Origin of the sequence: Cecembia lonarensis LW9 (genome assembly GCF_000298295.1) — a bacterium.
Lineage (GTDB): Bacteria > Bacteroidota > Bacteroidia > Cytophagales > Cyclobacteriaceae > Cecembia > Cecembia lonarensis.
Genome location: NZ_AMGM01000021.1, coordinates 1 through 14,564, shown reverse-complemented (window position 1 = coordinate 14,564; position 14,564 = coordinate 1). Strand labels below are relative to the sequence as shown.

Sequence of the window (14,564 nt, the reverse complement as noted above, 5' to 3'; positions counted from 1 at the left end):
TTTCAAACCTCTACATCAGCATCAGCGTAACGTAAGTTTCCACCAGTAACCCGACAGACAATAGCGTAATGTACACTACCCCTAAGAATAAAAACTTGAATAGTGTAGTAAACCAACCTTGACCATACACTTTTTTGATAGAAAAATAGGCATAGATAGAAACAAGAATAAATGCCCAAAGTACGATTTGTATGGATGTATTCCCTGTTCCCACAAGGAAAAGAATGGCTAAGCCATAAATGAAATAAGCAAATGAATGCAAATGCAGGCCATGGATTAAATGCTCAACGTAGTATTTATCACTTCTGATGTAGAGCAGATACAAAAGAAAAGCAAAAAAAGGCAGAAGAAAAAACATCATTAAAGGGAGGTTTCTGGCAACACCACTGATAAAAAGACTGGAATTAGCAACAAAAGAGCGCTGCTTTTTAATGCTTATCATATCCCCTACATTGATAAAACCCTCGTGTAAGCTTTGTGCAAACAGAGAATCACTTATATCCGGATCCATTGCCAAAACCTTCAGCGCTTTCCAGCTTATTTTCTTTTGCGGGCCATCTTTTTGGCCTTCTGAGGCTTCTAAAGACGTCGTTGACTTTAATGGAAAAGGTAAAGCTTTATTTTGAAGGATACTGTCCAATTTTGACTCTTCATGCGGTTCAAGTTCCTCCAAATTCAATCCTGCAGGCGCCTCCTGCCCCTGCAAGCTTTCCAATGTGTTAAAAAAGTTATCCAATGCATTTTTTGGAATCATTAGACCAAAAATAAAGAAGTAAAACAAAGAGAAAAGCAAATATAACTTTATCGGCTTAATGTATTTCTTTCTTCTTCCTTCATTGAATTCATTGGTCAAAACCCCGGGTTTGAAAAGGAAAGGCGGAATAGTCCTGAAAAATGTTGTGTCAAAATTGATAAAATTGGAAATAAAATCCCTAAGGAATAATCCAATAGAAACACGCTGATCTTTATTTTCCTGGCCGCAAATGGGACAAAAGTTTTCTTTTTGGTGGAATTGTTCCCCGCAATTGAGACAGTGATCAAGTTTTCTGTTTTTTTTCACGTTCCATTATTTACAACATAACTAATATAGGAAAGCTTAAATTACACAGCAAATACAATAATTACTGGCATGCCTGTACGGGATTTATTATGTTTGAAATAAAAAGCAACATGAATTTACGTGTATACGGCATAAAAAACTGCAATACCATGAAGAAAACCTTTGATTTTCTTGAATCAGAGGGGATTGAATATGAATTTATAGACTACAAGAAACAAGCACCCGATGCTGCACTTTTGGTAAAGTTTGCCGATAAAGTTGGCTTTGAGGCTTTGATCAACAAGCGAGGGACTACCTATAGAAAATTAGACGATGTGGACAAAGAAAAGCTCGATTCAGAAAGGTCTGCTCTCGCAGTCCTGGCAGAAAAAAGCTCGATGATCAAAAGACCGATAGTAGAATTTCCAAACGGAAATTTGGTTTTGGGTTTTGAGCCGGATCAGATAAAAGAGAAAATGGAATAATTCCCACTGATAGTAAACTCAAAAGCCCAGCGCATTTGTCCTAGGCTTTTGAGTTTTATGTCAGAATGAATAAGATGGCAAATGTTTGAGGATATCTTCTGTCATTTTTGAAAGGTCATAGGCATGGTCCCATCCCCAATCTTCCCTTGCCCTACTGTCATCGATACTATCCGGCCAGCTATCCGCTATGCCCTGTCTGAAATCAGGGGAATAGCTGATCGTAAATTCAGGATAATGCTGTTTGATGCTTTCATATATTTCCTTGGGAGAAAAACTTATGGCAGCAAGATTATAACTAGACCTAATTTTAACCTTTTCCTTGGGGGCATGCATCAAATCAATTGTTGCTTTGATAGCATCCGGCATATACATCATTGGCAAATAAGTGTTTTCATTGAGAAAGGAAACAAAATGCTCCCCTGCTATTGCCTTATGATAAATATCTACAGCATAATCAGTTGTTCCTCCTCCCGGAAGAGATTTGTAACCGATTAAGCCCGGATACCTAAGACTGCGGACATCCACCCCAAACTTTTGAAAATAATATTCACACCACCGCTCGCCAGCTTGTTTGGAAATCCCATACACGGTATTGGGTTCTTTAACACAGTACTGCGGCGTATTGACTTTGGGCGTATTGGGCCCAAAAACCGCAATGGATGAAGGCCAGTATATTTTATCCAGTTTTTCCTCCTTGGCCAACTCAAGAATAAAAAGCAGGCTGTCCATATTCAATTGCCAGGCGAAAAGTGGATTTTTTTCTCCTGTTGCTGATAAGACCGCGGCCAAATGATAAATCTGTTTTACATTTTCTTCCTTTACCAATTTGCTTACTGCATTTTTATCCATCGCATCCAGTACCATGGATTTACAGTAATCAAATTTGTATAAGGCTTGAGGGTTAATATCTGTGGCAATTACATTTTCACCACCATAAATATTGGCCAATTCTTGGGTAAGTTCAGAACCTAATTGTCCTGCTGCTCCTATAATTAAAACGCTTTCCATTGTAAAAGAACACATCCATGGACCTTTCTTAGCCCTTGATGTTTTTTGATTATATTTGGGATTGAATGGAACAAAAATAGTGAATTCAATGAATCTATCTCACTACATTTCCATGAGTATTTGAATTACCTTCAAAAAGATAGCTATGTACGATACTTTGAAACCCAAATTAGAAAAAGAGTTAAAGGAAATTGAATCTGCAGGACTTTTCAAAAGAGAAAGAGTCATCACTTCCCCCCAATCAGCAGAAATCTCCATATCAGGAGGCAAAAAAGTATTGAACTTCTGTGCGAACAATTACCTCGGTTTATCATCCCACCCAAAAGTGGTAGATGCAGCAAAAAAAGCCATTGACACCCATGGATTTGGCATGTCATCCGTGCGCTTTATTTGTGGAACACAGGATATCCATAAAGAGCTTGAGGAAAAAATCTCCAAATTCCTTGGCATGGAAGACACTATTTTATATGCCGCCGCTTTTGATGCCAATGGTGGGGTGTTCGAACCACTGTTTGGACCTGAAGACGCCATTATTTCTGATGCCTTGAACCATGCTTCTATCATTGATGGGGTGAGGCTTTGTAAAGCCATGAGGTTCCGCTATAAGCACAATGACATGGAGGATTTGGAAGCCCAGCTTAAGGAGGCCGATGCCAAAGGTGCCCAACAAAAAATCATTGTGACTGATGGTGTTTTTTCTATGGATGGGACTATAGCACAACTGGATAAAATTGTTGAATTGGCTGAAAAATATAATGCCTTGGTCATGTCAGATGAATGCCATTCAACGGGCTTTATGGGCAAAACAGGTAGGGGTGTGCATGAATATAAAAATGTAATGGGCAAGGTAGATATCATTACAGGTACCTTAGGGAAAGCACTTGGAGGAGCTTCAGGAGGATTTACTTCCGGTAGAAAAGAAATTATTGAAATGCTCAGACAAAGGTCACGGCCTTACTTATTCTCCAATACACTTGCCCCTTCTATTGTCGGAGCATCCATTATGGTTTTTGATCTTTTGAGTGAAACTACTGACTTGAGAGACAAATTGGAGGAAAACACCAAATATTTCCGTAGCAAAATGACCGAAGCAGGATTTGATATCAAACCCGGTGAACATGCTATAGTTCCTATCATGCTTTATGACGCAGTGCTTTCCCAGCAGATGGCCGAAAAACTATTGGAGCGCGGTATCTATGTCATCGGTTTCTATTATCCGGTAGTTCCCAAAGGAGAAGCTAGGATACGGGTACAGATTTCAGCTGGACATGAAAAGCATCACCTGGACCAAGCCATCCAGGCATTCATAGAAGTAGGAAAAGAACTTAGCGTGATCAAATAATCACCCTAACCAAAGGGAAAAATAAAAGCCGATACATCTTGTGTGCATCGGCTTTTATTTTTTATAGTCACAAAAAAAAGGGGCTAATCGCCCCTTCAATATTTTATCCAAGTTTAAATCGGATTGGAAGTCTCATCCTTACCCTTACAGGACGGCCTCTTTGTTTTCCTGGCGTCCATTTTGGTGCATTTGAAACAACTCTCAATGCTTCCTCGTCACAACCTCCACCAATTCCTCTCAAGATTTCAACATCCTGAATTGAACCATCAGTGTTTACAACGAATACCACATAAACTGTACCTTCAATTCCCATCCTTCTTGCTTGTGTAGGATATTTAAGGTTTTTCCTCAAATACTCATTCCAAGCTTCCATTCCTCCCGGGAATTCAGGAGCATTTTCCACCACGTCAAAGATTTCATCTGCTTTCTCTACTACAGGAGCATCAGCAATAACTACCTCTCGGATGACAGTTTCTTCTTTTACGTCCAAATCAAAGTCAACTTCAATTTTTTCTTCAATCTCCACTTCATCAGGAACTTCCTGAATGATTGGCTGCTCGATTGGCGGCGGTGGTGGTGGTGGTTGTTCTGTAATTGGAATATCCAACAATTCCTCAAAGTCATCAGCAACTTGTCCCAAATCCATCAAATTTCTGTCATCATAAGACTTCCATTCAAAAGCAAGAAGGACCAGGCCGACGCTTACGAGGAGACCAAGATTCAAGAACATCGTTGATTTCTTGGTCAAATCCGCTTGTGGCGTCTTTTTAGCTTCCATGGTTGTACTTTTATAAAGGTTAATAAATTTTACACACTTAAGGAATAACAAGTTTAGACATTTGTTTTTATTTATACAAGGGGATACCTCACCTTATATAAAATTATAAAACCGCTAAACCCAATCAAACCTCCTAAGAGATTTGCGGCGATATCCTCAAACTCAAATGAACGGTTGGGGACGTATATTTGCAAATACTCCAACAATATAGGAAAAAAAATTGAGAATACTAATATATTAGTCAATAATTTTCCTTTTTTAACCCCCCTTTTTCATCCAAGGTACCTACCCTACACCACAGGAATGTGAGTACAGCAAAAACACCCAGATGTACCAATTTGTCCGCATAGGGGAAAAGCGGGACTTTGGGCAGGTTATTACCTGGAGTCAATATGGCTAGTGTTACAAATAGCAGCCAAAGTAATGCCGGTATTAACCTATATCTGTTCTTCAATGGAATCAGGCTCCGATTAGTTCTGCATATGCATCTGCAGACAGTAAATCTTCAGGTAATTCGCCAGAAATCTTCACTTTGATCATCCACCCATCACCGTAAGGAGAATCGTTTACTAATTCAGGAGAAGATTCTAATTCTTCATTAAATTCTAAAATTTCACCTTCAATGGGCATGAAAAGATCCGAAACAGTTTTTACCGCCTCCACAGTTCCGAAAACCTCTCCTGCACTTATGGTCTCACCTACAGTCTCAACTTCCACATAGACAATATCACCCAGCTCTCTTTGAGCAAATTCAGTAATTCCAATGGTTGCTACTCCGTCTTCGATGCGGACCCACTCGTGATCCTTAGTGTACTTTAATTCTTCTGGCAAGTTCATATTTGAGTATTTTAAAGGAGGTCAAAAATACAAGGATTCATCAAATCTAAAAACCTATTGTGACAAATTAAATCGTAATTGTCCACCAAAGGCAGTTGAGCTTCTTCTAAAGGCTGTGGTAACCCTTGGATCATTGATGGTTCTGTCAAAATATATCTGCACCTGTAAACTTTGGTTGATCACATAACCTATGGTAGGCCTGATCTGTAAATTCAGGTTACCATTAGTCACTGTACTTGGTTCTTCAATTTTGCGCTGTACCTGCCTGGTATCGACCACACGGGTATTAAGCCTTATTTGTAAATCATTTTTCAACACCTCTTGTCTGCCTTGGATTTTAAAAGGCACTTTCACACCGGCTTTGGTGTATCCAAGGTCAAAGCCAAAATCCCTACTATTCTGTTCTGTAACTTGGGCATTGGAAAAATTCAAGCCAATATTTCTTTCGGTATTATACTCCATCGTGATATTCAACCGGTCTTTGGTCAGCAAATTCACCCCCACCAAAGGAGCAAATCTTTCTGTCAGGATTACTTGATTCAGGATAAAAATCGGTATGAACTCACCAAACTCATTGGTAAGTGTAGCACCTGGAATATCCCTCAGCCTATTAAAAAGCTCTAGACCATTTTGATAAAGCAAGGAGTTGGAGAAATTGCTTACCTCATAAGTAGAGCTATAGGCATGTGTCAGATTAATAGAGGAAAAATACTCCCTTAAAGCCGGAATCTGTGATAAGCCCCGGTAATCCACCCGCCAATTGGGTATGGGTATTTTAGGAAAAGGGTTAAGATCGATCGTGGAAGCGTCTCTTCCGGAGTAGGCAGCCAAAAATGACATGGTCAACACATCCTGTCCATTCAAAGCAAACTCACCTCCTGGATTTTGGGCATTGAGCCTATTCTGAATGATGGCCCTATTACTTTCAAATTCAGAAAAAATAGGGGAATTATTGTTTCTATCATCTCGGGACAATGTCGTCCGTATGATAGAATGTGTGATACTAAAGCCACCTAGCCTGTTTGGACTAAGGGAATTAAATTGACCAGGCGTATCAAAGGATGTCCGGAATATTTCACTGAACTCTCCCGTTTCCCGTTTTCTTGCCTCCAACGTAATCCTGAAATCCTTGAAAGGCTCTAAGTTACCTGTAACTTGAAGGTTGACAGCCCTATTTTGCCGGAATGTCTGTGTCAATTCAGGGCTTGGTGCCATTAAACCTTGATCTGCCAGTCCAAACCTAAGGTTCGGGTCTTGAGCTCCAAAAATAAAGCCTAATCCAGGATTTAGGAAACTCCTATCCAGGCCCAATAAGCCTGTATTTTCCATATAACCTGGAAGAAAGGTGCCTTCAACCACAGCATACCTGAAATTAACATCTTTGACCATTGTCAAAAACTTAATTAGCTTATTGGTAAAAGGTGTCCCAATGGTATCCTCCGCATTGACTACCTGTCTGCCGGGAATACTTGGCCGTCTCGGCGCATTTAGTGCTCTTATTTTGGCATTTTTATTATATAGCTTAACAAAATCAAGCCTTCCTGTAAAAGTTTGGTCCCTTGTATTTTGAATCACATTTCCCAAAGTATCTCGCTGTCCAATGGCTCCCGTCATCCAGGTATAATTGGCCGCATACCTGTAATCCACAGCGATCCAATCTAAGGCCTTGACCTTATCCAATGGGATTTTATAATTCATCATCAACTGGTGATTGTAATTGGTGGTTCTACCAAAATTCCTCAAATTAACCCTAACGGAATCTCTGGATTCACGGGTATCCCTAGGACCCTCCGGCTCATCAATTACAGCTAAGATCCTGCTCATGAAATCCACCCGCAGATTTTTTGTCAAATCCCAGTTGACGTTATAATTCCTGTTCAAGAAGAAACTTTTTTGAAAGAAGGGGTCCACACCATCTATGGTCAATTGGTCATTCCTAAACTGGGATTTCATAAAGCGCCTATCCACATCCACCCTTGCCGATACGGAAGTAGGAGCAAAATTAAAATTCAAATCCTTCAGCAGTCTTAACCCATCTCCAGCAACCCATTTGGCATTCCTAAAAGGCTCCCACTCCACAGGTCTTGGTTGGAAAACATAAGCTATATTCCCAAACTGTGTTTCAAACTCATAGCTCTCTGTTTGGATATTACTTTGCCGTACTGAGCCATAGGCATAGGAAAAGGAGAAGTTACTTAAATCATAAATTTTTGGATTGGTATTTTCAGGATTTCTATTCTTTCGGACATTGGAAAAACCAATATTCCTTCTTCTGATCAAATCCTGCACCTGCCTTCTATAATTCTCCCTTTCTGTATCTGACTGAAACTTATCCAAAGCCAACCGCAAGGGCACATCGGGGTTAAGAGGATCAAATTCCGGCCGGATAGCAGTATTTTCCAAACTCACATACATTGGAATGGTCACGTTCATGGCTTCAGGCAATAACTTCTCCACATTAACATTGGCAGAAATATCATACTGGGTAGCTGCTACCAAAGACCTTTGAGAAAGTCTGGTCTCAAGGCCCCCAAAACCGACAGAATTATGTCTGATGGAAGTGGAAATGGTGGCCACATCTGCAATTTGTGCATTCAAAATGGCATTGGCCGCCCAACCCGAAGACTGTTTGAATCCGGTCACCCTGAGTTCATTGGCCCAAACGCAAACAGACCTGGAGGCCCCTCCTGTCGCACCTGGATTCCTAACACCAATCATCATACCCTGGATGAGGGTAAGCTCCGGCCTTCCAACCACTGTTACCTTGTATTGTCTGATATCCTGACTAAACGCCAGGTTTAAAGGAACCCGTTGGTTATCACGGGCAATTTTCACACCGACAATTTCTTCAATGGCAATATCAATTTCGTTTTCCAAAGGCCATATCTGCCTAGGATCTCTGGTTCCTCTAGGTGTTAGTTGAAGAGGTACTTCTATTTCATAATAATTGTCTGTGTAATCAGTACCAAGCCTGATAAAAGCTTTCATCTCTCCATTCTCTGCATCTTCTGAATCTGCATGGAAAAACATCTTTAACCTTTCAAACTGTACCAAATCCAAAGAATTGGTGTTTTTAAACACCGCTCTTGAATCCCTGGCCTGAAGATCATCCACACAAAGCCTTAGCGATTGTTCGTTGAGCTGCCGTTCTACAGCAGCCAAATTATCCCTATCCCGTGTAATCCCTGGAGGTAAAACATATGGACTCTGATTTGGACCACCTTGGCTATTTTCTTCTATGTTAACCACACCTACCGTAAAATTCGAATTATCCGGCTCTGGAATTTCAAAAAAGCCCCGCTCAAATAGAGACTCTTGAAAAACCCTCCACTGACTGGCCACCAATCTGAAATTGGCCATCCTCAAAACCACAGGCTGTTCAAAATCGGTAAGATAAGTCCGCATAAAACGGATTGATTTAAATCCGGAAATATCCCCCTGCACCCTATCAGGAGTCCTCACCGGAATCCTGAAAAGATACCAGTTGACTTCATCACCACTTTGAACGGATGTCACCTTATCAACAATATAACCTCTACCAACTTCCAGTTCACTGGGTCTCAAGTCAATCTCATATTCATAATAGGCCTCAAGTTCATTGATGGTATTGTCATTGTTCAGATCCTCATTATCTGGAAGATTTGATCCTGCAGGTGTAAACGGAAGGTTGACATTGGAGGTAATGGGAGTGTTTCCCTCCATACCATTAAACCTTTTATGTCTTTCGAGGATTTTTGCATCCCTGTTATCATATTCCTCATCGAGGTAATACTTAAAATCATCTCCTGAAGGATCTTGTTCTATTTCCTGCCTTACTTGAGGCGCTACATTCAACCGGTTTAAGTACCTGTCTCTAAAAAATTCAACTTCGTCCTGGGAATTCAAGCCATCTAAACCTATGTCCTGGTTGGCTCTTGCTTCAGGTGAATTATCAAAAGCAGGAATCAAAAATTGCTGCCGTGTAATCCTCCCCCACTCCGTTGTAGCCGTCTCACTCACATCTCCATCAGCTGGTAATCCATTTTCAAATCCATGCCTACCATCTTTGATAATATCTTCTGAGACTTCACCTAAATTAAATCTCAGCTTTCCTCCAGTAGTATTATTCTCATTGAAAACTCCATCCAATACCCTTCCGTTTGGCCCAGAAATAAATGGATCAAGAAGCCAAAACTCAATATATTCCACGTTGGTTCTGTCAAAATCTACTTCTGTGGTAATTGCCCTGGTTACCCCACCATAATTTTGCCTTGGGTTTGGAAGCAGCCCATCAGTGGTCAGGTTGGGATTGTAATTGTACATGCCCCGCTCACTTGGAAAGTAAGCCAATTCAAAGAGAGGTTCCGGAACAATAATCACATCCCTGTCCCTGAATTGGAAGATCTCTTGGGGAATAACCCTTCTTACATAATGATTCTGTCTATCCTCTCTACTGATATTGGGGGGTACACCCGGGCCACTCTCTCTATAGAAGACATTATCTATGTTGTACCAGGCCACCTTTGCCCTTCTATAAGTATTACCCAACCTATCTTCCGTAATGCTGCTTAGGTCAAATTGGTCATTGTCTGTTTTTGGAGTGGCGGCCAATCTCCATGTCTGAGCAGCTGCATTGCCCAGTCCATAAGGAGTGATGGCTGTTTCAAAATCATCAATATACATGGTAGGATCGCCTGCTACCCTATTGGAAGTTCCGGGAAGCAATTGTGCAAACTCCCCACTAAAAGTAACCAAGGACTGCTCCTTAGTATTCGTAAAAGGTAAAGCATCGGCCAATTTCGTTAAAAACCTGGATTCATCGCTATAATTAGCATCCAAGCCCCACATGCTGTTACGTAAGGTTTCGGAGCCCACCGCAATCCTTGTAATATTTGGCCGTTCATTTAAGTATAGGAAAGTACCTCCTAGATTCAATTTATCATTGACAACATAGTCCAACCTCGTTCCTAATAAACTTCTGGTCTGAAAAGAAACTAAATCAGCCTTTTCAAAGCTAATGGAAATACGTTTACCTGATTGTAAAATGGATTCATTGATAATGTTAACCCTTCCTATGTTGTAATCTACTGTAAAATCCACCCCTTCGGTTAGGGGAATATTCCCCGCCATCACGATAACAGATCCAGGTGAAATATTCAAGCCAGGCAATAATATTTCTGAGGCAGACCCTGCTGTCAATCTGCCTTTAATGAAATATTTATCATACCTGGTAACCAATTCTGCATCTGCCCTGGTAGTTCTATAGAGGGTATCAAAAACATATCGGTCTGCTAAATTGCGCTCGTTAGGAAGAAATAAATTGCGCAGTGTGCTTCCAAAAGGTTCCAAGACAGGAAAAACCAAAAGACCTCTGTCCGGAAAAATGGTGATTTCTGGTACAAAATCAAAATTCCCATCAGGTGCAGGATCATTTTGTGGGTTCAGGTTGTCCAATCCCATCAATCGAATCAAAGGCCTGTTCTTAACATTCTCTCCTTCAAGTAAAGTGGGATTGTCCAGACCCGTCCGATCATCTCTATAAATTACTTGAAGCTGAAATCCATCTGGCATTACCTGATTGGCATTCAGGTTGTAAACATTTTTCATCATCAAATCCCAGGTAGGGATATTGATGTTGATCCTGGCAGGCCTTAACATTTTAAGAAAAATAAGCTCATTAGCAGGTCTGTTCTGATAATCTTCTGAAAGCTCTCCCACTTTAAATACCTGCCCATTGAAGGTATATTCATAAGAAACTGCAAGCACCTCATCATTTTGTAGCCTTCGTGTCAATGAAACATAGCCCAATTCTCTGTGAAAAGTGAATTCATTGGGCCCAAGTTTTCTAGCACCGCTAACCTGCTCAAAATCAATACCTCTTGTGATCTGTAAGTTGGCCTCTATTGCACTTGAACCTGTGTCAAAGGGTCTAAATGAAGGGTTAGATGTTAAGTTTGTAAACAGTAAGTTGGCATTATTGGAAGCAGGTGCACCAGGAGTTCCTGTTCCAATATTGGTATTACCAGGTCTAAAAATCCTCGACCCTTCACCCAGATCCATAAAGGCAGTAAAGTTGCGCAGGGTTTCCGTATTATTTGCCCTGTTCATGATGTATACTTCCACCCTTGTGACATTGACTCCGGAGAGAATTTGGGGAATTCCTCTCAGCCAACGCTCATAGTTTTCCCTGAAAAAATGCCCCAGGAAAAAATGTCTGTTTTCATCATAGTTTGATCCCTGAATTTCAAACTGTCTGCCCTGTCCTCCTGCTTCAATGATCAACTCATCCCGTCTCCCTCTTTGGGTAGAGGCCACAGAGGTTACATACAAGTTCCCAAATTGCATTTGCGTCTTTACACCGAATAAGTTTTGTGCACCTTGTATCAGGCTATTTTGCACCGGCATACTGACATTTCCAATTTCTATGGATTTGATTATATCTTCCCTAAACCCTTCATATTCTACTTTGAGTTGATTTTGAAAGTCAAAGGAATTATTGGAGTCAAAATTAGCACCCAAGCGCATTTTCTGACCCAAATTCCCATTCACCGCCATTTGGATCTGTTGGTTGAAATTAAAATTTCCGTTTTGTTGCTGACGTATGGGAATGGCAGGATTGTCTATCCTTCTAAAAATAGCTCCCAAATCTAAGTTGACAAATCCCGTAGGGACAATATTGATTTCATCCCCACCAAAAATCCGGTCAATCTGTGGGGTAGATGTAAAAGGAACTGAAATATCCCTACCGGAAACCGGACTCTCCCCATCTATTCCCCTTGAACGACTCCTCCAATATTCCTGCCTGACTTTGAACTCCTGAATTCTTGAAAATTCATCAAAGTCATAAACCACACCCGGGGAAGCAACTGAGTCAAGCTCATCCTGAATCCTATACTGTAGGGTACTGTCCATCTCCACCTGTATACGTTGCTGCAAAGAGGGCCTGGGGAAAAACGGGGAATATTGTGGGGTATAAGGGTTTTGGTTTGGGAATAAAGGATTGGTCCTCAGATTTGGCCACAAGAGGAAAGAAGGGGAAATTCTCCTCTTATTGAGAGAATCCAACCTGCTTATGGCCAACGAGTCCTGTTCTGCCTCCTGTGAAAAAGCTTCAATCGGGGACAATAATAACATGCACAACAGTAAAATTACTGATGCAAAATGGAATTGTTTGTCTTTGAAAAAAAAATGTTGCCCAAACAAAAGACCAAAGATTTAAATTGTTGATTAAGGTGCCTTTAAAGATGCTTTAATTAATTCTTCTAACGAAATTTCCGGACCCATTTTTTTCAATACAGCTGTAATATTTTTTTCCGCAGTAGCTTTTGGAAAACCCAAAGTAATCAGTGCCTGTAACGCTTCTTCTTTGATTTTATTGTTTGGTTTCATAAAACCAGTGCTGTCCTGAACCTGTTCCAGTAGCGTATCTTTTCTGATTTTATCCTTCAATTCCAAGACTATACGTTGGGCTGTTTTTGCACCAACACCCTTTACATTCTGAATGGTCCTGAAGTCCTCATGCGCAATGGCATATTCCAACTCCTCCGAGCTTAAAGATGAAAGTATCATCAATGCGGTATTTGGTCCTACACCGGAAATGGAAAGTAAGTGTAAAAAAAGCCGCTTTTCGTCTTCCTCTTTAAAACCGAAAAGCGTGTGGGCATCTTCTTTGATATGTAAATAAGTGAGGAGCATAATATGCTCCTCATCTTTGATTTTTGAATAAGTCTGTAAAGAGATTTTTACGTGGTAACCAACACCTGAAATATCTATAATTACAAATGTCGGATCTTTGTAAAACAATTTACCTTTTAAGTATGCGATCATGACTGTCCCTTTGTTTGAGCATCTACTACCGCTATAGCCACCATATTGATGATTTCACGGATAGAGCTTCCAAGCTGTAATATATGCACAGGTTTATTCATTCCCAAAAGAACAGGACCAATAGCTTCCGCATGGCCTAACTCAGAAAGTAATTTATAGGCAATATTTCCTGAACTCAAATCCTGGAAAATCAAGGTGTTGACTTTATTTCCAATCAATGAACTAAAAGGGTAATTTTCCTGCTGGATTTCTTCATTGAGTGCTACATTTGCCTGCATTTCGCCCTCAATGACCATTTCAGGGTATCTAGCCCTTGCCAATGTTGCCGCTTTAGCTGTCTTAGTTGCCACATCTCCTTTGGCAGAACCAAAGTTGGAGTAAGAGAGGATAGCCACCTTGGGATCAATATCGAAAAATCTGACTCCATTAGCTGTCAAACCAATGATTTCCACCAATTGCTCCGCAGTCGGGTTAACATTAACGGTAGTGTCAGAGAAGAAAAACGGTCCACGATCTGTATTCATGATATACATACCTGCCACACGATCTGTTCCTTCTTTAACACCAATGACATGCAACGCAGGAAGGATTGTTTTTGGATAGTCCTTTGTAAGACCAGAGATCAAAGCATCTGCTTCACCCAACTCCACCATCATTGAACCGAAATAATTCCTGTCTTTCATCAGGCGATAGCATTCCTGTGGTGTTAAGCCCTTTCGTTTCCTCTTTTGAAAGAGTAGGTTTCCATAATGTCTAAGTCTTTCTTCGTCTTCGTAAGGGTCCACTATGGTTACACCTGAAAGATCTAACTGGTTTTCCTCAATAATCTGGAATATTTTCTCCTTACGGCCCAAAAGGATTGGAATTGCTACACGTTCATCCCTCAATACTTGAACAGCCTTAAGAATTTTGACATTGTCAGCTTCCGCAAATACAACTCGCTTAGGATCTTTCTTGGCCCTGGTGACCACCCTGAGCATCAACCTTTGATCAATACCTATTCTCTCTTGCAGTTCAAGCTCATAAGCCTCCCAGTCTGTAATGGCATATTTTGCAACACCGGATTCCATCGCAGCTCTTGCAACTGCCGGTGCAATGGTTGTAATCAATCTCGGATCAAGAGGCTTTGGAATTAAATAAAGGCTTCCAAAAGCCATTTTCGCATCTCCATAGGCCTTGTTGACAATATCAGGAACAGGTTCCTTCGCCAAGGCAGCAATGGCTTTTGCTGCGGCCAACTTCATCTCTTCATTAATGGAAGTGGCACGC

The 14,564-nt window shown here is 40.8% G+C and carries 11 protein-coding genes; 2 read left to right on the top strand and 9 right to left on the bottom strand.

Annotation, left to right across the window (positions count from 1 at the left end):
* Positions 1-10: 10 nt before the first annotated feature.
* On the bottom strand, positions 11-1,060 hold the full coding sequence (locus B879_RS08505) for a DUF3667 domain-containing protein (RefSeq protein WP_009184760.1): 1,050 nt from the start codon (positions 1,058-1,060) through the stop codon (positions 11-13).
* An 89-nt stretch (positions 1,061-1,149) separates the two neighbouring features.
* Between B879_RS08505 and B879_RS08500 the strand changes: the two genes are divergently transcribed.
* A complete protein-coding gene (locus B879_RS08500; RefSeq protein ID WP_306413694.1) occupies positions 1,150-1,524 on the top strand; it encodes a Spx/MgsR family RNA polymerase-binding regulatory protein in 375 nt (124 codons plus the stop codon).
* Positions 1,525-1,584: 60 nt separating this feature from the next.
* Here the strand turns inward: B879_RS08500 and B879_RS08495 are convergent, their stop codons facing one another.
* A complete protein-coding gene (locus tag B879_RS08495) occupies positions 1,585-2,532 on the bottom strand; it encodes an NAD-dependent epimerase/dehydratase family protein (protein ID WP_040400385.1) in 948 nt (315 codons plus the stop codon).
* A gap of 145 nt (positions 2,533-2,677) precedes the next feature.
* On the opposite strand from B879_RS08495, the gene kbl reads away from it, so the two are divergent.
* Positions 2,678-3,874 carry a glycine C-acetyltransferase gene (gene kbl, locus B879_RS08490; protein ID WP_009184757.1) on the top strand — a complete coding sequence of 399 codons (1,197 nt, stop codon included), beginning with the start codon at positions 2,678-2,680 and terminating at the stop codon, positions 3,872-3,874.
* 103 nt (positions 3,875-3,977) lie between these two features.
* On the opposite strand, the gene B879_RS08485 is transcribed toward kbl, so the two are convergent.
* The 7 genes from B879_RS08485 to B879_RS08465 all read right to left on the bottom strand — a co-directional run.
* Positions 3,978-4,652: an energy transducer TonB gene (locus B879_RS08485; protein WP_009184756.1), complete on the bottom strand. Its 675-nt coding sequence runs from the start codon at positions 4,650-4,652 to the stop codon at positions 3,978-3,980.
* A gap of 71 nt (positions 4,653-4,723) precedes the next feature.
* Complete coding sequence (locus B879_RS22990) at positions 4,724-4,855, bottom strand: VanZ family protein (RefSeq protein WP_238542108.1); 132 nt, start codon at positions 4,853-4,855, stop codon at positions 4,724-4,726.
* Positions 4,856-4,893: 38 nt separating this feature from the next.
* Positions 4,894-5,106, bottom strand: a complete 213-nt coding sequence (locus B879_RS22985) for a VanZ family protein (protein WP_202949605.1) — start codon at positions 5,104-5,106, stop codon at positions 4,894-4,896.
* Positions 5,107-5,111: 5 nt separating this feature from the next.
* Complete coding sequence (gene gcvH, locus B879_RS08480; RefSeq protein ID WP_009184755.1) at positions 5,112-5,489, bottom strand: glycine cleavage system protein GcvH; 378 nt, start codon at positions 5,487-5,489, stop codon at positions 5,112-5,114.
* A 54-nt stretch (positions 5,490-5,543) separates the two neighbouring features.
* Positions 5,544-12,602, bottom strand: a complete 7,059-nt coding sequence (gene sov, locus B879_RS08475) for a T9SS outer membrane translocon Sov/SprA (RefSeq protein ID WP_497706784.1) — start codon at positions 12,600-12,602, stop codon at positions 5,544-5,546.
* Positions 12,603-12,695: 93 nt separating this feature from the next.
* Positions 12,696-13,295, bottom strand: coding sequence for a Holliday junction branch migration protein RuvA (ruvA, locus tag B879_RS08470; RefSeq protein ID WP_009184753.1), 600 nt, complete (start codon positions 13,293-13,295; stop codon positions 12,696-12,698).
* Positions 13,292-14,564: phosphate acyltransferase (locus B879_RS08465; protein WP_040400384.1), on the bottom strand; the 1,273-nt coding region annotated here is incomplete at its 5' end. The genes ruvA and B879_RS08465, both read right to left, overlap by 4 nt.